The 19,099-nt window shown below is 66.0% G+C and carries 14 protein-coding genes and 1 tRNA gene; 4 read left to right on the top strand and 11 right to left on the bottom strand.

Annotated elements, in window-relative coordinates:
* Positions 1-92: 92 nt before the first annotated feature.
* Complete coding sequence (locus CEY05_RS11430; RefSeq protein WP_158219319.1) at positions 93-2,003, bottom strand: DUF4153 domain-containing protein; 1,911 nt, start codon at positions 2,001-2,003, stop codon at positions 93-95.
* 303 nt (positions 2,004-2,306) lie between these two features.
* Here CEY05_RS11430 and CEY05_RS11425 point away from each other — a divergent pair.
* Positions 2,307-2,383, top strand: a tRNA-Arg gene (locus CEY05_RS11425).
* Positions 2,384-2,512: 129 nt separating this feature from the next.
* Here the strand turns inward: CEY05_RS11425 and CEY05_RS11420 are convergent.
* Positions 2,513-2,989: a hypothetical protein gene (locus tag CEY05_RS11420; RefSeq protein ID WP_088601090.1), complete on the bottom strand. Its 477-nt coding sequence runs from the start codon at positions 2,987-2,989 to the stop codon at positions 2,513-2,515.
* Positions 2,990-3,151: 162 nt separating this feature from the next.
* Between CEY05_RS11420 and CEY05_RS11415 the strand changes: the two genes are divergently transcribed.
* Positions 3,152-3,763, top strand: coding sequence for a hypothetical protein (locus tag CEY05_RS11415; protein ID WP_088601091.1), 612 nt, complete (start codon positions 3,152-3,154; stop codon positions 3,761-3,763).
* A gap of 86 nt (positions 3,764-3,849) precedes the next feature.
* Here CEY05_RS11415 and katG read toward each other — a convergent pair whose 3' ends face one another.
* From katG to CEY05_RS11375, 8 genes are all read right to left on the bottom strand, one after another.
* Positions 3,850-6,111, bottom strand: coding sequence for a catalase/peroxidase HPI (katG, locus tag CEY05_RS11410; RefSeq protein ID WP_088601092.1), 2,262 nt, complete (start codon positions 6,109-6,111; stop codon positions 3,850-3,852).
* A 331-nt stretch (positions 6,112-6,442) separates the two neighbouring features.
* Complete coding sequence (locus CEY05_RS11405; protein ID WP_088601093.1) at positions 6,443-7,456, bottom strand: M14 family metallopeptidase; 1,014 nt, start codon at positions 7,454-7,456, stop codon at positions 6,443-6,445.
* Between the two features lie 98 nt (positions 7,457-7,554).
* Positions 7,555-8,538 (bottom strand): tripartite tricarboxylate transporter substrate binding protein, encoded by a 984-nt coding sequence (locus tag CEY05_RS11400; RefSeq protein WP_088601094.1) that lies wholly within the window; start codon positions 8,536-8,538, stop codon positions 7,555-7,557.
* Positions 8,539-8,614: 76 nt separating this feature from the next.
* The gene (locus tag CEY05_RS11395; protein ID WP_233161468.1) at positions 8,615-10,936 is read right to left on the bottom strand and encodes a molybdopterin guanine dinucleotide-containing S/N-oxide reductase; all 2,322 of its coding nucleotides are present in this window, start codon (positions 10,934-10,936) and stop codon (positions 8,615-8,617) included.
* Positions 10,937-10,975: 39 nt separating this feature from the next.
* Positions 10,976-11,986 (bottom strand): tripartite tricarboxylate transporter substrate binding protein, encoded by a 1,011-nt coding sequence (locus tag CEY05_RS11390; protein ID WP_233161467.1) that lies wholly within the window; start codon positions 11,984-11,986, stop codon positions 10,976-10,978.
* A gap of 115 nt (positions 11,987-12,101) precedes the next feature.
* Positions 12,102-13,733 carry a rhodanese-like domain-containing protein gene (locus tag CEY05_RS11385; RefSeq protein ID WP_088601095.1) on the bottom strand — a complete coding sequence of 544 codons (1,632 nt, stop codon included), beginning with the start codon at positions 13,731-13,733 and terminating at the stop codon, positions 12,102-12,104.
* Between the two features lie 134 nt (positions 13,734-13,867).
* Positions 13,868-15,067: a cystathionine beta-lyase gene (metC, locus tag CEY05_RS11380; protein ID WP_088601096.1), complete on the bottom strand. Its 1,200-nt coding sequence runs from the start codon at positions 15,065-15,067 to the stop codon at positions 13,868-13,870.
* 21 nt (positions 15,068-15,088) lie between these two features.
* Positions 15,089-15,676: a hypothetical protein gene (locus CEY05_RS11375; RefSeq protein ID WP_088601097.1), complete on the bottom strand. Its 588-nt coding sequence runs from the start codon at positions 15,674-15,676 to the stop codon at positions 15,089-15,091.
* Between the two features lie 134 nt (positions 15,677-15,810).
* Between CEY05_RS11375 and CEY05_RS11370 the strand changes: the two genes are divergently transcribed.
* On the top strand, positions 15,811-16,704 hold the full coding sequence (locus CEY05_RS11370) for a LysR substrate-binding domain-containing protein (protein WP_088601098.1): 894 nt from the start codon (positions 15,811-15,813) through the stop codon (positions 16,702-16,704).
* Between the two features lie 105 nt (positions 16,705-16,809).
* Complete coding sequence (locus tag CEY05_RS11365) at positions 16,810-17,553, top strand: GntR family transcriptional regulator (protein ID WP_088601099.1); 744 nt, start codon at positions 16,810-16,812, stop codon at positions 17,551-17,553.
* Between the two features lie 95 nt (positions 17,554-17,648).
* On the opposite strand, the gene CEY05_RS11360 is transcribed toward CEY05_RS11365, so the two are convergent.
* The gene (locus tag CEY05_RS11360; protein WP_158219318.1) at positions 17,649-19,097 is read right to left on the bottom strand and encodes an MmgE/PrpD family protein; all 1,449 of its coding nucleotides are present in this window, start codon (positions 19,095-19,097) and stop codon (positions 17,649-17,651) included.
* Between the last annotated feature and the right edge of the window lie 2 nt (positions 19,098-19,099).

Here is a 19,099-nt window from a genome sequence, read left to right as displayed (position 1 = left end):
TGCTTTTCAGGGGGAGCAGGATGCGGGATGCCTCTGGGGCATCCCGGTATTGTGCCTGTCGCCACGGGATCCGTCTGCGGGCGGGGGTGGGTTTATTGCACGTCGCGGGTCGCGGTATCGACGCAGGGCTGGTCGCGCGGAACGATGCGCAGGCGCTGGTCGTCGACCATGAGGTCGGGCAGGGCGGGCGGCACGGGGCGGATCTCGCCATGCTTGATCTTGTTCGTTACCACGCCGCAGGATCGACTGTCCTCGAGGCTGCCGAGGAGCTGCCATGTGCCTTGGGCATCGGGTTGGAACAGATAGCGCTGGCTCGCTTCGGCGAAGATCATGGCCTCGGGCTCGCCTGGCGCAAGCGTGATGAAGCGCGCGGTGCAGCGGGTCTGTTCATCGTAAGCGCAGGTAGGCAGACCCCATGCGACTTTGGTCCAGATATCCTTCTTCAGGAAAGTTTCCGGCAGGCTGCGGCCGGCGGGCAGCACGTCGACAGTCTTGGCCAGCAATGCCGCGTCGGGATCGCGATAGACATAGTCGCGATTGAACACATAGGAGTTCAGCGCGTGCTGCGCCTGCTCCTTGATGGTGGCCGCGCTGGGGCCCGTGGCGTTGGCGGCCAGGTCGTTCAGGGCATCCAGGCCCCAATGTCCGCCGTCCTGGTAGAGCGCGCTGTAGTCGAACTTGGCGGGATCGGTGGCGCCGCTTTGCAGACGCGCGACCTGGTCGGCGACCATCAGCCGCGCGGGCTCGGCCAGCGGCGAGAATAGCGCCGCCACCAGGACCAGGAACAGATACGCCGCGCTGATGTTGGTGGCCTCCACGCGCTGCATCCAGCCGCGGCTGCGCACCAGGGACGAGGCATAGCCCAGCGCATACCAGGCGGCCTGCACGCACACGGCCGCGGCAACGATGCGGTCCACCGTCCAGCCGTACTGGCGCACGCGTAGTTGCAACGCCCAGGCGGCCAGGCCCACCAGAGGCAGCAGTTCCACCGCGCCCAGCATGGCCGCCCAGCGGCGCAGACGCTGACCTTCCTGCTCGGGCGATCCATCCTGGTAGCAGGCGTTGATCAGGAACACCATCAGCGCGGCCGAACTCAGCAGCAGCGAGGCGGCATAGCGCGTGTCCCAGAGTGGTTGCACGGACTGGATGATCAGGCTGACCAGGAACGCGGCCACGATGATGGCCAGCAGGGGCAGCAGCCACGAGAACAGGGTCAGCACCAGCAGGCGCAGACCGCGGATCAGCGATGACTGTACGGACGTCAGGTGGATCGCGATGGCGAATGCCAGCGTGCAGGCGGGCAATATGAAACCCAGTTCGCGGATGATGCGTTCGGGGCCCGGCAGGCCTATGGTGCTGAAGAGGGTGGCGCCCAGCTGCAGCACCAGCCAGAAGACGCCGATGAAGACGAAGGCGAGGACGATCTGCAGGCCCATGCGCCAGGCGGTGTTGAAGTGGCGCGCGTAGTAGGACCTCAAGGCATGCGTCGCAGCCGCCGGCGCCGAAGCCAATGTAGGCGCCGACGCCGCGGCATTGGCGGTTTCCGTGGCGTCGATGACGATCGGCGCGTCATTGCCATAGCCATCGGTGATCAGGACCTGGCCGACGAAACCCGCGGCGGTCATGACCAGCCACAGGCGGAACCAGGGCAGCGGCAGGCCGTTCATGTAGTCGTGCGCGTACTGGCCGCCGCGCATGGCATCGTGATAGCCGAGGCCGGCGGCGGCCAGGGCCACGATCAGCGTCCACAGTATCAACGGCCGCACCCGCATCTGGCCGGCACCCAGCAGCAACGCGCACGGCGCGTAAACCGCGGCCAGCAGTAGCGGTACATAAAACTGGGGATGGGCACTCTGCCAGGTGTGCTTGATGGCGTCCTCATCCGAACCGATGCGCAGCAAGGCATAGAGCAGGGCGGCCTGCACGGAGGCGGTCAACAGGCGGACATAGAAAACCCGCCGGCTATCGGCCGTCGACGGGGCGCGCGAGTAACGTTCTTCCATGGTCATCCCGGAAATGGAAACGTGCCAAATAATATGGGACGGATGAGCGGCCCGGGCCGCGAGGGTGTTTCCAGCGGTGTTTTCTGTTTCGATGCAGAAATCAAGGTGAAGAACTTGCGCACGAATTTAAAACTCTGCTATAGTCTCGTTCTTGCTTGAGCGCGGACACGGATGCAAAGCCGGGTACGCAAAGTTCCAGCAAGATTGGTTGAAGCAGGAAAGCCGCGCAGCGGTGTGCAGCATGTGTGAAATACGCATGCAACACGCAAAAAAGTTGTGCTAGAATCTCGCTTCTGTACCAAAGCGCCCGTAGCTCAGTTGGATAGAGTACTTGGCTACGAACCAAGGGGTCGTGGGTTCGAATCCTGCCGGGCGCACCAATTCACCGTGTAGTTCAGCGGTCAAAAGCGGTTTGAAGGTTTATCCTTCAAGCCGCTTTTTCATTTTGCGCTGTCATTGCGCGCAACGCGGCGGCGTCGCGCCGCGTCGCTCACTTCAGCCTTCATCTTTCACTCTTCGTCTTTCGGGCAGGCCTTGTCTTTCGAGATGGACTTGCGATCGCCGTGTTGCAGTTCCAGGTATTTCTCGAACTGGCTGTTGCTGCCTGCGCCGACCTTGCGGTACCAGGCCAGTTTTTTACCTTCGCGAACCAGATACGCGGAGTCTTCCTTTTCATAAGCGGGACATTGCGTGCTGCCATTTTCGGCATCGTCGGTGCAGAAACGCACGAACAGCTTCTTGCCCTCCAGATGACCGCGCAGATCGCCAGCACTGCCACGCACGCGCGTGCCATCGGACCACTGGCCTGTGGCTGCGCCGTCCTTACCCTGCGTCACCGCGAGCGACGCGAAATGGCCGAAGTTGCACTCGCTGGCATAACTCCATTTCCCATCGAATGACGCGGTGCCCGCGGGTTCGGCGGCGAGCGCGGGTGACAGGCTTGCCGCGGCAAGTATCAGCGCAAAGGCTTGCAGGGTCGAACGCATGAAGCTGGATCTCCAAAGCACGGTTGAACCGCCGCAAGTTAGCCGAAGCGCGCCATTTTGTCGCGCGGGACGGCCGCCATATTGCAAGCACTTGTCTCAGCCATGCCGCGCCCGGCCTCGTTCCTGGTTAGTATGCACACGTTTCATAAACAGGAGCTTGGAATGGCCTTGGCCTCGGCGTTGCGATTCGGTCCGGTTTTGCTGGGTGTTGCCTGCTTGTCGTCGTTGGCCGCTTGCGGTACCAGCGCCGCGAGCAACAAGAAGCCCGACATCAAGCTGAATTCAGATGCACGGATGAAGTACGAAATCACGGCCACGGTAAGCGATCCGTCGCTGGCGTTCGAGCCGGTCAAGGGGTTCGCCGATTACGTGGTGGACACGCCCAACTGTGTGCCACTGACGCGCTTTACAGGAGCGACGATCGCGCCCGAGTACCGGGCGCCCGTTGAACTCACGCGTGTCGGACCGAATACGTATCGCGGGGAATTGACCTTCGACCTGCTCAAGGACGAGGATTATTACGGCCAGGGCATGTGCCACTGGACCCTGGTTGCTGTCAGCACCGATTTCCATCGCCACAAGACGAATTTCAGTCCCGCGCTGTTCAAGGGTGATCTGCTGGCCACCGGCAGGATGCAGCGTTATTTCTCGCGTAAATCGTATGCCGTCGATGATATGGAACGCATCGACACCGGCGTGCCGGACGCGAGCAATTTCAAGAATCCCTCCCAGGAACTCTTCACCATCACCCTGCAGGCCAAAAAGCTGTTCTGAAAAAAAGCCCGGCTGGATCGCCATCCAGGCCGGGCTTTTTCGTTGCCGTCAGCATGGGCCGAACAAAGGCCCAGGTCCGAACCGCATCAAGCCAGATCGAACCTGTCCAGGTTCATCACCTTGTCCCATGCCTTGACGAAGTCGTCGACGAACTTCTTCTCCGCGTCCGCGCTGGCGTAGACCTCGCACAAGGCACGCAGGCGGGAGTCGGCGCCGAAGACAAGGTCCACGCGGGTGCCTGTCCACTTGGCCTGACCCGTCTTGCGGTCCAGGCCTTCGAAGACGTCACGAGCCGCCGACTTGGGCTTCCATGCGGTGTTCATGTCGAGCAGGTTGCGGAAGAAGTCGTTCGACAACGCGCCCGGCCGATCGGTGAACACCCCGTGCGTTTCCGCGCCGGTGTGTACGTGCAGCACGCGCAGGCCACCGACCAGCACGGCCAGTTCGGGCGCCGTCAGCGTCAGCAATTGCGCACGGTCGATCAGCAGATGCTCCGCCGGAATGCCGACGCGCGGATGGACGTAGTTGCGGAAACCATCGGCCGCCGGCTGCATGGCATTGATGGATTCAACGTCGGTCTGGTCCTGCGAGGCATCGGTGCGCCCGGGCTTGAACGGCACGGTCACCTTATGCCCGGCCTTCTCGGCCGCCTGCTCGACGCCGGTACAGCCCGCCAGGACGATCAGGTCGGCCATGGAGATTTTCTTGCCGCCCGCCTGCGCGCCGTTGAACTCCTTCTGCACGCCTTCCAGCGCCGCCAGCACCTTGGCCAGTTGCGCCGGCTGGTTCACTTCCCAGTCCTTCTGCGGCGCCAGGCGGATACGCGCGCCATTGGCGCCGCCCCGCTTGTCCGAACCGCGGAAGGTCGATGCCGACGCCCACGCGGTCGACACCAGCTCAGGCACCGACAGCTTGGTGGCGGCGATCTTCTGCTTCAGCGCGGCGATGTCCTTGGCATCGACCAGGGGATGATCGACAGCGGGGACGGGATCTTGCCAGACCAGTTCCTCGGCCGGCACTTCCGGGCCCAGATAGCGCGCACGCGGACCCATGTCGCGGTGGGTCAGCTTGAACCAGGCGCGCGCAAACGCGTCGGCGAATTCGTCGGGATGTTCCATGAAGCGGCGCGAGATCTTCTCGTAGGCCGGGTCCAGGCGCAGCGACAGATCCGTGGTGAGCATCGTCGGCAACAGCTTCTTCGACGGGTCATGCGCATGGGGGATGTCGGCCTTGGCATTCTTGGCGACCCACTGATGCGCGCCGGCCGGGCTCTTGGTCAGTTCCCACTCGTGACCGAACAGGTTGTTGAAGAAGCCCATGCCCCACTGGGTGGGCGTCGACGTCCAGGTGACTTCCAGGCCGCTGGTGATGGTGTCGGCGCCTTTGCCGGTGCCGAATTCATTGCGCCAGCCCAGGCCCTGCAGTTCCAGGTCGGCGGCTTCGGGCTCGGCGCCGACGTTGTCGGCCGGACCCGCGCCGTGCGTCTTGCCGAAGGTATGGCCACCGGCGATCAGCGCGACGGTCTCTTCGTCGTTCATGGCCATGCGGGCGAAGGTTTCGCGGATGTCATGCGCCGCGGCGACCGGATCGGGATGGCCGTCCGGGCCTTCCGGATTGACGTAGATCAGGCCCATTTGCACGGCTGCCAGCGGGTTCTCCAGCCGGCGGTCGTCGTTGCGGCTTTCTTCCTGGCCATGCATCTCCGCATCGGCCACCAGCACGCCTTCGTCGCTGGCGTCGCGGCCTGCCGCGCCCTTGCCGTAGCGGACGTCGCCGCCCAGCCAGGTCTTCTCATTGCCCCAATACACGTCCAGGTCCGGTTCCCAGGTGTCTTCGCGGCCGCCGGCGTAGCCGAAGGTCTTGAAGCCCATGGTTTCCAGCGCGACGTTGCCGGTGAGGATCAACAGGTCGGCCCATGAAATCTTCTGGCCGTATTTCTGCTTGATCGGCCACAGCAGGCGGCGCGCCTTGTCCAGGCTGACGTTGTCGGGCCAGCTATTGAGCGGCGCGAAGCGCTGCTGGCCGCGGCCGGCACCACCGCGGCCGTCGCCGATACGATAGGTGCCGGCGCTGTGCCAGGCCATGCGAATGAACAGGCCGCCATAATGGCCGAAGTCGGCCGGCCACCAGTCCTGCGAGTCGGTCATCAAGGCCGCGAGATCCTTCTTTACCGCTGCCAGGTCCAGGCTCTTGAATGCTTCGGCGTAATTGAAACCGGGGTCCAACGGATTGGATTTGCTGGAATGCTGATTCAGCAAGTCCAGCCGCAGCTGCTTGGGCCACCAATCCCGGTTGGTCGTGCCGCTGCCGGCGGCATGATTGAATGGACACTTCGCTTCGTTAGTCATGTGATCTCCGTTGGGGAATCGGCCCAGCACGTGCCTCGGTACGATCACCGGTTTGCGGCGTCCAGGAGTACGGCTGGGCGTTGCGACACGGCGGGCTCTTTATCTCAAAGCGCCCCAATTGCCGCCACGCCGGCATCAGCGCTACCCGGCCGTGTGGGCCGGGATGCACCGTGCTGGAGCGGCGTATTCGGAGCGATCCCTGTTGCCCCCGGCTGAGCAAGGGGCAATTGAATATACGCCAGCCGTCTAAATATAGAAGTTCATTGTTGTAATGAACCCTATAGGCGCAGACTATTGTGCGAAGGTGTGATTGTGAATCAGACAATTCTCCTCATGCGAGGGGGAATTCGTCCCATTCGTGGGCCATGAAAGCGGCCCGTTCGCCGGTGTGGATGACGGGGTCGCCCCGCAGGCCGATGACGATGCCATCGTTGGCCAGGCGGATGGTTTCCAGGGGCTCGCCGTGCAGGTTCATCGACTTGCCCAGCACGCTGCCGGCCTTCAAGGTTGCGCCGGCTTCGACTTCAGGCACGAACAGGCCACCCTGCGTGAAGGTGATCCAGCCGCGCCGCGTCACGCGGCGTACGGTCGGCACGCTGTAGCCGGCCCCGCCCGGCAGGAGCCCCAGGTGACCGGCCAGGCGGGCGAAGCCCCTTTCGGCCAGCGCCACGTTGTGGGCTTCGTAGCGGCTGCCGCCGCCCAGTTCCACCATGAAGGCGGGGATGCCCGCGGCCAGGCATTGGTAGTCGAGTGCGCCGGCGATGTTGCCGGGCAGTTCGCCCTTGCCCCCCACGTCCATGCGGCACGCGACGTTGGGCTCGAACAGCGCGATGGCGCGCAGAAGTTCCTGCTCCTCGACCCCGCTACCCGGATGCAGCTTGTATACCGCATAGGCCTTGGAGTTGAACAGGGGATTCATGGTGTGCAGGTTGATGACGAAACTGGCCGTGTCACGGATTTCGGCGAACAGGGCATGCGCCAGGCGTTCCGAGATCAATCCGCCTGCGCTGCCGGGATAGCACTGGTCGAGATCCAGATCGTCATACGGATTGCGTTTGCGGCGGCTGTCCAGCGCCTGCGGGTTGCCGGTCGGTGTGACGACGACATTGCCGTGCATCTTCGCGGGATCCAGCTGGTTGGCAAAGCGCAACGCCGCCACCATGCCGTTGATTTCGTCGCCATGGACCTGGCCGTGCAGCCACAGCGTCTTGCCTGGCTGCGCGCCGCGCACGGCGACGTAAGGCAGGCCCACCGCCATGCCCGACGCCATGCTGCCGACGGCGAGCGTGCCGGTCTGGCGGGCCGGGCCCGTGTTTTCCGCGAGAAAGTTTCCGATGATTCCCATGTCTGGCTCCTGTCCGGGTTCTGTGTTGCGTGGTGTTGATTCGCTATCGTTGCGCGAGCGCGCGCGTCGTTGCGTCGGCCTCAGCCTCTGCCTCAGTCTCAATCGAGATGCAAGTCCATGGACTTGATCAGCGCGGCCCACTGGTCGGTATCCTGCGCGACGAACTTCGTGAAAGCGGCACTGTCCATTCCCGGCGGCGGCGCTTCCAGCAATTGCGCCTTGAGCTGTTGTGCGAAGGCGGGATCGTCCAGCGCCGCCTGGATCTGTTTGGCCAGCCACGCCACGGCGGCGTCAGGCGTACCGGCGGGCGCGAAGAAGCCATACCAGTTGGTGGCGGCATAGCCGGGCAGCCCCGCTTCGGCGATGGTGGGCGTGTCGGGCAGCAGGGTCGAGCGCTTGGCCCCACCCACGCCCAACAGCTTCAGCTTGCCGGCCTTCACCGAAGAAATCATGGAACTATCCCCGAAGGTGTAGTCCAGGCGGCCGCCCATGAGGTCGGTGAGCACCGGCGCGGTACCTTTGTAGGGGACGTGGACGGCGTCGACGCCGGCCTTCTGCGCGAACAGCGCGCCTGCCAGATGCTGCGAGGTACCCGCGCCGCCCGAGCCATAGCTGAGCTTGCCGGGGTTGGCCTTGCCGTACTTGATCAGATCGGCAACGCTGGTGAAGGGCGCGCCTGGATGGGTCAGCAAAAGGATGGGCATCTGCACGCCCATCGCGATCGGCTTGAGATCCTTGAGCGGCTTGTAGGGCAGGTTGCGATACGCGCTGGGCGCGATGCTGATGTTTCCCGGGCTGCCCAGCACGATGTGGTAGCCGTCAGCCGGCGCGCGCGCGGTCATACCGACGCCTATGGTGCCGCCGGCGCCGGCGCGGTTCTCCACCACGATGTTGGCGCCCGTGGCCTGGCCGATATGCTGTGCGTAGAGTCGCGCGACCAGGTCGACACCGCCGCCGGCGGGGAAGGGCACGGTGAAGGTGATGGGGGCGTCGGGATAAGCGGCCAGGGCGGGAGCGCTGCAGGCCAGCGCGACGCCGGCCAGGCACGCCGCGACGAATTTCTTGTACAGGTACATCTGCATGATCTCTTGGTCTCGATAAGAAAAAACAGGTTTCGCCGCGGCATGCCGGGACGCATGGCCGCGGTCAGGAACGTATCTATGCGCCGCCGTCGCGCCAGCGTTCTGCCTCGACCAGGCAGCTCATGGCGTTGGGTCCCTGGGTCAGCGACGACGTGCCGATGTCCAGCGTGAGCACGTTGGCGGTGCCCGCGCTTTCGGGGGCGTCGTCCTCGTCGGCGGGCTGGTACCACGCGCCCGTCGCCATGACCACCGTGCCCGGCAGCACGCCGTCGTCCAGCACGGCGCCCACCAGGCAAGCGCCGCGCGCGTTGTACAGGCGCACGGTGTCGCCGTCGCGCAGTCCGCGCGCGCGGGCGTCGTCGGGATGCATGCGCAGGGCTTCGCGCGCGGCTACCTTGTTGCCTTGGGCCAGCGGCGCGGCGTCCATCTGGCTATGCAGGCGGTCGGCGGGTTGTATGGTCAGCAGGTGCAGCGGGTAGTCGCGCGCTGTGTCCGCCCCCAGCCATTCGCGCGGCGGGATCCAGCGTGGATGGCCGCCGCAATCGGCCAGGCCGTAACCCGCCAGCGTTGCGCTATAAAGCTCGATGCGGCCGCTGGGCGTGCGCAGGGGATGGGCCTGTGGGTCCGACCGGAAGTCCTCGAACAGGATGAAGTCCGACGTCGGTGGCGGCAGTTTCACGTAGCCCTGTTCCCAGAAAGCCTCGAAGTCCGGCACGTCGATGCCGACGTGGCGCTGGGCCTGCGCGAACTGGCCGTAGATGTGGCGGATCCAGGCCATCTCGTCGCGGCCTTCGGTATAGCGTTCGCGGTAGCCCAGCCGCTCGGCGAGGTCGGTGAAGACAGCGTAGTCGTCGCGCGCCTGGCCCACGGGATCGATGGCCCGATGCATGGCCAGCGCGTAGCAGTCGCGCGAAGAGCCGCCGATGTCGTTGCGCTCCAGCGACGTCGTGATGGGCAGCACGATGTCGGCGTTGCGCGCCGCCGGCGTCCACCAGATTTCATTGACCACGATGGTGCGGGGCTTGGCGCGCCAGGCCCGCATCAAGCGATGCAATTGCTGGTGATGGTGAAAGGGATTACCGCCGGCCCAGTGGATGAAGTGGATATCCGGGTAGTGCTGTGTCTGCCCCTGAAAAGGGTAGGGCGCGCCGGGGCTTTCCAGCATCTCGGTCAGGCGCGCAACCGGAATGGCGAGGCCGGAGGGATTGCGCCCCACGGGCATCTCCGGACCTGGTGTCGCGATGCGGGGATTGCCGACGCCGTTCATGGAGCCGTGGCCGAAGCCGAAGCCGCCGCCGGGCAGGCCGATCTGCCCCAGCATCGCAGCCAGCGCGATCACCATCCAATAGGGCTGCTCGCCATGCTGGGCGCGCTGCACGGCGAAGGAGCAGGTCAGATAACTGCGCTTGCCGCAAAGCTGTGCAGCGAGTGCGCGGATGCGTACGGCGGGGATACCGGTGATCTGCGCGGCCCATTCGGGCGTCTTGGCGACGCCGTCCTCACGGCCCTGGAAGTACGCTTCCAGCGCCGCGTAGCCCACGCAGTGGCTGGCCAGGAAGGCGTCGTCCTGGCCGCCCTGGCGGCGGATTTCATACGCCAGGGCCAGCATCAGCGCCACGTCGGTGTTGGGCCGTATGGGTATCCATTCGGCCTGCACGAAGTCCGGACAGTCGTCGCGTGTCGGGCTGATGTTGATGATGCGCGCGCCGCCGGCCGCCAGCTTGCGCAGCCAGGATTCCAGGGTGTGTTCGGCCGCGCCGCCGGAGGACACCTGGCCGTTCTTCAAGGCCAGTCCGCCGAAGGCGACGAAGACCTCGGCATGCGCGACGATGCTGGGCCAGGAGGTGACACGGCCGGTGAGCGGGTTATAGGTGCCGATGACGTGCGGCAGCAGGAATTGCGCCGTGCCCCAGCTGTAGTTGCCGACCTGGTCGACGCCGCCGCCACCGGCGAAATAGAAGCGGCGAATCAGCGAACGGGCGTGGTGCAGGCGGCCGGCGGAAGACCAGCCGTAGGAACCGGAGAAGATGCCCTGCGCGCCATGCTCCGCGCGCGTCTCGGCGATTTCGGCGGCCACCAGATCGAGCGCGGTGTCCCAGTCGATCTCGACGAATTCGTCGCGGCCGCGCAGTTCGCGGCCACGCGCGCCACGCGATTCCAGCCAGGCCTTGCGTACCGCCGGCCGCGCGATGCGGCGTGGCGAATAGACCATGGGTGCGATGGTCTCCAACAGGCGCGAGGGGTTGGGATCGGGGCCGAAGGGTTCGCAATCGACCAGGCGTCCATCGCGCACCACGGCCGTGTAGGCCCCCCAATGGGCCAACTGCGGAAACCGATGTTCCCGCGGCGGCGCCACGGGGGGCCGTTCCTCGGGTTCAAGGCGTGAGGAAGTCATCATGATGCAATCCTGTGTGCGGTCCTGTCGGATGAGTCCGGATCAGTCCAGCGTGATGTGCGCTTTCCGGATGAGGTCCGCCCACTTGACGCGTTCCTTGTCCATCAGCGCGCCGAACTCGGCCGGCGTGCTGGACGTGGCGGTCATGCCGGATGCCGCGAGCACCTTGATCACATCAGGTTCCTTCATGACGCTGGCGAACGCGCGGTTCAGCGTGTCGACGACGGCCTTGGGCGTCCCGCCGGGCGCGAGCACGCCGTACCAGTTGGTCAGTTCATAGCCCGGGATACTCTTGCCTATGGGGGGCGCGCCAGGAAACTCGCTGGATGGCCCCGCCGTGGTCACGCCCAGCGCCTTGAGCTTGCCGCCTTCGGTCAAGGTGCGCACCGAGGGATCGGAGAAGGTCACGTCGACCAGGCCGCTCACCACGTCGGTCAGCGCCGGCGTGGTGCCTTTGTAGGGGATATGCCGCATCTTGATGCCGGCCAGCATGTTGAACTGCTCCGCCGCCATCTGGCCGATCGTGCCGTTGCCGCCGGATGCGTAGGTGACGTCCTTGCCCGACTTGGCGCGGGCAATCAGGTCGGCCGCGCTGTTGATGCCTGATTTCGGACTGCTCACCAGCACATTGGGCATGGTCACCAGCACCGACACGGGTGCCAGGCCGGTGGCCGGGTCATAAGGGACTTTCTGCAGATTGGGCAGGATGGTCAGCGAGCCCGGCGTGCCGAGGTAAAGCGTATAGCCGTCGGGTTGCGCGCGCACGACGTAGTCGGTGGCGATGATGCCGCTGGCGCCTGGCCGGTTCTCGACGATGACGTTGGCATTGAGGGCCTTGGACATGCCCACCGCGGCGGCGCGTGCCAGGACATCGGCGCCGCCGCCGGGCGGGAAGCCGACGACCAGGCGGATCGGCGTGCCGGGTTCAGGATAGGCGGCGTGCGCGGGTAGCGCCACCGCAATGCTCATGCCGACCGTCAGGGCGGCGAGGCCACGCCGCGCGCGGGCGGCATTGGACGAAACTCGGGCTGCTTGCTTGAAAGCGAGTGTCATGCGGTTCCCCTTGAACCTTGAGTTAACGGCCTGGATCGTGCGTCCGGCTCGTCGAGTGGCAGGCGGATCGCCAGCGGCGGCCCCGGCGGGGCGCGCCACTGGCAAGCTGCCTGTTTCAACTGGACTTGTGATCCTCAGGCAACCGGAAGCCGGCACGTTCCTGCGCATCGATCTGGTTGATCAGGTTGGTCTCCCAGGCGATGTACTGACGGGCAGCCGCCTTGTTGCCGTCATGGCGGTCATGCACGAAAAACAGATAGTCGATGCAGTCGGCATCGGTGGGCTGGGCGGGGCTGGCCTCGACCGCCAGGCCGGCGTCGCGCCATGCCGACGGCGTGTCGGTGTTGATACGGACCCGGGTCACGCCCAGGGCCTGCAGCTCGCGCGCGGCCAGCGCGCCCACGGCGGCGTCCTCGGCCAGCAATACCACTTCGGTTCGCGGCGCCAGCGCCAATGCCTGCAGGCGCGGGCGGATGGACCAGCGTGCGCCATGGACGTGCGCCTTGCGGTAGCTCATGCTGGGACGGACGTCGACCAGCGTGGCGCCTTCCCGCACGGCGGCGGCCAAGGCTGATGCGCTGATAGATTCCACGTTCGCTGCAGTTGCCGCGGGGATAGTCCGGGCAGTGCGCATCGCCACCGGCACGGACACACCGGATCGCAGCCCATCGGCCAGCACGTAGACTTCCCAACCCATGCGGATGAGCCAGGCGGCGACCACCGGGGCGCGCACGCCTTCGTCATCGAACAGCACGATGCGCGCGCCACGCACGCCAACATACTGGTCGGTGGCCTGGATCAATTGGCCGCCAGGAGCATGCTGCGCCCCTGGCAAGGTGCCGGTGGCGTATTCCTCCGGCGTGCGGACATCGCACAGATAGGTGTTGCGGCCGCTTTCGGCCAGCCACGCGCTGGCCTGGGCGGCGTCGATGGTGGGGACGTCCAGCGAGCGCGCCAGGCGCTGCGCGCGCTCGCGCAAGACGGGCAATTGCGCCGGGTCGATGGCCTCGGGATACTTGCGGCGCGAGCCGTGTTCCAGTTGCAGGTCGGCCAGATACCAGCCCTGCGTGCCGTTCTCCAGCGCCAGAACGGGGTTGGGCACGCCCAGGTCGATGAGGGTCTGGGCGCCGATGATGCTGCGCGTGCGCCCTGCGCAATTGATGACGATGGTCGTTGCGGGGTTGGGCGCGAGGGTCTGCGCGCGCAATGCCAGCTCGCCGTTCGGGCAGCAGACGGCATCCGGGATGTTCATCTTGCCGTACTCGGTGTAAGGGCGGCCATCCAGGACGATCAGGTCCTCGCCGCGTTGCTGCCGCGCGGCCAGGTCTGTCGCCGTGATGCGCGGCGTGTGCAGCAGGTGCTCGGCCAGCTCGCCGAAAGTCTTGCTGGGCAGATTGACGCCGGCGAAGACCACCAGGCCGGCCGCGCGCCAGGCCGGCATGCCGCCATCGAGCACGCGCACATCGCCATAGCCCAGTTCTTGCAGCGCCTTGGCGGCGCGTTGCGCCACGCCATCGCCTTCGTCCAGCAGCACGATGCGAGTCGAGCGGCGCGGTACCAGGCGCGCGACCTCGATCTCCAGACGGCTATAGGGCAAGGTGGTGGCGTAAAAGGGATGCGCCTCGCCGTACTGGCCGTGCTCGCGCACGTCCAGGAAAGCGATCTCGGCGCCGTCGTGCAGCCAGCGCTTGAGCGTCATGGCGTCCACGGGAGGCAGCGGCTGCGAGGTGTTTTGCGTGGTGGTCATCGTGTGGGACTAGGGTTCTACGGGGATAAAGAGGCCGAATGCGCCGACATGGCGCGGCAAGGCGGCGCCGCGTCCGGCGAACGGTTGGACAGGAGGGCCCGGGGAGCAGTCGCCGGCGCGCGGCAAGCGGTATTTCAGCGGCGCAGCGCGGCCATGGCCTGCCCCAGGTCGGCGATCAGGTCCTCGGTGTCTTCCAGGCCGATGTGCAGGCGCAGTACCGCGCCGCGGCCGTTCCAGTCCGCCACCGTGCGGGCGCGCAGCATATAGGCGGGAACCACCAGGCTTTCGAAGCCGCCCCAGGAGGCGCCCAGGCCGAACAGCCTGAAGGCATCGATCATGCGCTCGACGTCGGCATCCTCGATACCGGGTGCGAACTCGATCGACAGCAGGCCGTTGGTGCCGCGGCAGTCGCGCCGCCAGATGGCGTGGTTGGGGTCGCCGGGCAGCGCCGGGCAAAGCACGCGCGCGACTTCCGGCCGCGCTTGCAGCCAGTCGGCGATGCGCAGGGCACTGCGGCCGTGCACGGCCATGCGGGCTGGCATGGAACGCATGCCGCGCAGCACCAGGTACGCGTCGTCGGCCCCCACCGTCTGGCCGAAATCCACACTTGCCCGCTCCAGCGGCGCCCAGGCGCGTTCGTTGGTGATGGCCACGCCCATCATGACGTCGGCATGGCCGCCCAGGTATTTGGTGGCCGCGATGATGGAGATGTCCGCGCCCAGCGCCAGCGGCTGGTACAGCAGGCCGGAGCCCCAGGTGTTGTCCACCGCCAGCCAGCAGTCATGCGCGCGCGCCAGCATGGCCACGGCCGGCAGGTCCATCATTTCGTAGGCCAGCGATCCCGGGGATTCGGCATAGATCATGCGCGTGTTGGGGCGCAATTGCGCGGCCAGATCGCTGCCGTCGGGCAGGCAGTAGCTGTACTCGATGCCCAGGCGGGTGAGGTGTTCGGCGCAGAAGCGCCGCACCGGTTCGTATACCGCGTCGGTGATCACCACGTGGTCGCCCGCCTTCAGATAGGCCAGCAGCACCACGGCGATGGCGGCCTGTCCCGTCGGATACAGCTTGGCGCGGTAGCCGCCCTCCAACTCGATCAGCGCGTCTTCCAGGGCATGGGTGCTGTCCGTGCCGCGTGCGCCGTACGAGATCAGGCGTTCCTTGTCGCGGCGCGAACGGGTGTCGCGCCACTGCTGCACGCTGTCGAAAATGTAGGTGCTGGCGCGGGTGACCGGCGTGTTGACCCAGCCGCTGTGGGGACGGCCGGCGCGCAACAGGCGGGTGCCGGCGCCGTAGCCGCCAGGGCCCTTGCCCTCGGGCTTGTCGTGTTCATCCATGATGGTCGTCCAGGCAGCGATTCAGCGGCGGGTTTGCACGCCGATGGGCATGATCTTGCAGGTGCCGGCGTCCAGGTCGAAGCCGAGACGCTCGTCCAGCGTTTCCAGGGCACGGCCGTACATGTGCAGATGGCGGATCACGCTTTCGCCCTGGATCTCGACCGCATGGATATCGTCGGGCATCAGCGCGATACCCTTGCCCGGTTCCACCACCACGGTGCCGGTTTTGCGCAGACGGCCGACGCCAGGCTGGCTGCCGTCGTCCAGGCGGTCATAGACGTAGTTGTACTCGACCCCCTCCACGGCGGCGATACAGGCCCAGGTGGTGTGGTTGTGCGGCACGATCTTCTTGCCGGGCCGCATGACGTTCAGATAGAGCGCGTATTCGCGGTCGGGGGTTTCGCTGATGAGGTAGCGGGCCTGGCGTTCGTCACCTTCCGGGGGCGCGTAGCGGTCCGCGTCCCACCAGTCGCGATGGCCGGCCAGGTTGACCACCTCGTCCAGCACGCCGGCCAGGCTCTGCCGGTTCAGCCCCTGCGTTGCTAAAGTATTTTTTATGCTTTCGATGGCGTCGGAGATTTGTGCCTGTTGCGGGTGTTGCGAACTCATTAGCGGGAACTCCCTTGTAAATCGAGATATTTTCATTACTCTACGAGGCGGGCTCTCTCACGACAAATTAATTTGATTTAAAAAAACATAAGTAGTTCTAATAGGTGGGGATTACACGGATATGTTGGCCGCTCATGAAAAACCTGGATTTGGACCTTTTGCGCACCCTGGTCGCCGTCGCCCAGGAACAGACGTTCTCCGGCGCGGCGCTATGCCTGCACAAGACGCAGTCTGCCGTGACCCAGCAGATGCAGCGCCTGGAGGATCTGCTGGACCTGCCCCTGTTCGAGAAGCATGGCCGCAACAAGCTGCTGACCACTCACGGTCGCAAGCTGGTCGCTTACGCGCGCCACATGCTGGCCATCAACGACGAGGCGGTGCGCGCCATGCAGGACGGCCAGCTGGAGGGCGAGCTGCGCCTGGGGTCGCCGCATGACGTGGCCGATACCATCCTGCCCGCGGTGCTGACACAGATCGCACGCTGGTCGCCGCGGGTGCGCCTGGAGATCCGTGTCGACCGCAGTCCGACGTTGATGACGGCGCTGGCGGCGGGCGACCTCGATATGACGATATCCACGCGGTTCGACCAGCGGCTGGAAGGCGTTGTGCTGCGGACGTCGCCCACGGCATGGATAGGCTCGGCCAACTATGTACACGATGCGGCGGCGCCCCTGCCGCTGGTGCTGGCGGACGAGCCGAGCATCTTCCGCCGTATCGCGCTCAATGCGCTGGAACAGGCGCGCCTGCCGTGGCAAACCAATTATGTTGCGCCCAATCTGGTGGGCATCCGGGCGGCGGTACGGGCCGGGTTGGGCATCACCGCGCGCAGCGTCGAGTTCCTCAGCCCGGACATGCGCGTGCTGGGTGAGAAGGACGGCCTGCCGGCGTTGCCCGACGTGACGTATTTCCTGTGGATACGCGACGATCTGATCAACCCATTGGTACGCCACGTGTACGACATGCTGATTGCGCAGATGGGGCTGAACGAATCCGCGTCCGCGCAGGCCGGCGGCCCGGCGTCGGAGTGAAGGGCGGCCCGGCCTCGTGCCGTCCGGCAGCGAGGCAAGGATGCGTCCGCTGCGTTATGCTGCGCCCTGGTACATAGTGAATACTTGAGAACCGAGATTTTCCTGATGAAGAAGACCATTGCCGATTCTCAGGCTCTGCTGGGGGACATCGCCTACGATGCCGTGCGTGACGCCATCCTGGCCAACGACATCAAGCCTGGCGATCGTGTCTCCGAATACAAAGTGGCCGAGTGGCTGGGTATCAGCCGCACGCCGGTACGTGAAGGCCTGCGCCGCCTGGAGAACGAGGGCCTGCTGACGCCGCATCCGCGTCGCGGCCTGGTCGTCGCGTCCATCGATGACGCTGCCATGCAGCAGCTGTATACGGTGCGCGAGTTGCTGGAAGGCGCCGCCGCCGCGTCGGCGGCCGAACACGCCACCGAGGCCGAGATCGCCACCTTGCGTCACCTGGTGCAGGCCGAGAAGGAAATCACGGACGAGCCCGACCGCATGAACGAGCACAATCGCGTGTTCCATGAGGCCATCTATCGTGCCGCGCACAATAAATTCCTGCTCAAGTTCCTGCTGATCACGTCGGACACGCTGTCTGCCTACCGCAATGTATCCACGCTGGTGATCGAGGAAAGGCGCCGCCAGGTGCTGGAAGAGCACGCGGAAATCTGCGAGTCCATCTCGCGGCGCGATGCCGAGGGCGCACGTGCCGCCATGGGGCGCCATGTGCGCAATGCCTTGAAGGTACGGGTGCAGCTGCAGCACAGCGAATTGCTCAGCGAGATCCGCCAGCGGGGCGGACCGGGCCTGCTGTCCCGCCATACCAAGCGCGGCGGCGGGGAAGGGCCGCAAGGGTGACCTATACAGGCCATCGGGTGTATGGCGGGTTCATGGAAAAGCCGAAGGCCTTGCCCTTTTTCTGGCGGTAGTGGCGTCAAGCGGCGCGGAAGGCTCTACAACACCGGGAAAACGGGCTGATTATCCAGGTCCGCCAGGCGCTCGTACCAGTCGCCGGCCGCGGCGTTGCCATTCCTGCTGCCACTCGTGCGCAGCAGGAATCTGCGGCGCTGGTCTTCGGCCGACAGCGGCTGCGATGGCAAGCCCAGAAAACCGTCGGCCAGCGTTTCCAGCGTGCGCCCGTCACGCAGCCGCAGCGTCAGGCTGGCGCTCCAGGCTGAGGGCAGGCCCGTTTGCACGTTCAGCGTGATGCGTTCGCAGGCTTGCCGGATGGCCGGGTCGCGCACCGCCTGCGCATCGAACGCCGCCGGATCTTCCGGGTCGCGGAACTGCGCCAGCGCCACGCAGAACGGCACGCTGTACTGTGCCGCCATGATATCGGCCGGCGTGCGGATGCCATGGTGGCTGACGATCTTCTCGCTGCATCCCAAGGCCATGGCGTCGATATCCGCGCCGCCGAAGCCGTGTTGCGCCATCAGCCCGCGTAGCGCCTGGATGGGCGCCTGGGCAGTGACGTGGCAGGGATAGCGCTTGAAGCAGATCTTCAGCGTTTCCCACGCGTCGCCCAGGCCGTGCGTCAGCAAGGCGGGTTCGCCGTCGCTGCAGTACGTTTCCAGAAAGCCGTAGCGGCCTTCCAGTATGGTGTCCGGGCCCTCGTAACCTTCGCTCGCCAGGGCGGCCGCCACGACGCCGGCTTCCGCCGCCCGTCCCAGGTGCAGGCGTTTCACCATGGCGCCATTGCCCGCCTTGGTGAAGGCCAGCAGCCCGGCGGACAGCGAACCGGCGATGCCCAGGGCCTGCGTCAGGCGGTCGGCATCGAGGCCGTGGATCAGGCCTGCCGCGATGGCCGCACCGTAGGGGCCGGTCAGGCCGGGCGCATGAAAACCCAGCTTTTCGCTGCTGTGGTGGGTAGCGGCGCCGATGCGAAAGAGCACCTCGCATGCGGCCACGAAGGCGGTCAAGGCCTGGCGGCCATTGGCGCCGGTTTCCTGGCAGGCGGCGACCAGGGCCGGCACGAGCGTGGCGCCTGGATGCACGCCCGCGCCCGGGAAGCGCAGGCTATCCTGCTCGAACGCATGCGCCGCCGCCCCGTTCGCCAGCGCCGCGGCGGGCGCGCCGGTGCAGGCCATGGCCATGGCGTTGGCCGGCCCGCCAGGATTTGCAACGGCAGCAGCCTGCGTCGCAGGCGCAGGACCGCCCGCCTGGCTGGTGCCCGGCGCCGGCACACCAAACAAGGTACAAGGCCCGGCGCCGCCGTAGCGGCGTGCGTAGGCCGCGGTGGCGGCGCTCCAGGGCAGGCTGGCGCCATGCACGCAGCACGCCAGCGTATCGATGATGCAGGCCCGCGCGCGGTCGAGCACCGCCGCGGGAATATCTTCGTAGCGCAGGCGCGCCGCGAACGCGGCCAACTGACGGCTGGCGCTGGCCTCGCCTCCCGCGGCCACGG

The organism is Achromobacter sp. HZ34 (assembly GCF_002209485.1).
Classification (GTDB): domain Bacteria; phylum Pseudomonadota; class Gammaproteobacteria; order Burkholderiales; family Burkholderiaceae_B; genus Bordetella_C.
Note: the sequence above shows the minus strand (reverse complement) of the source record. Positions and strands in the feature narration are given on the sequence as shown.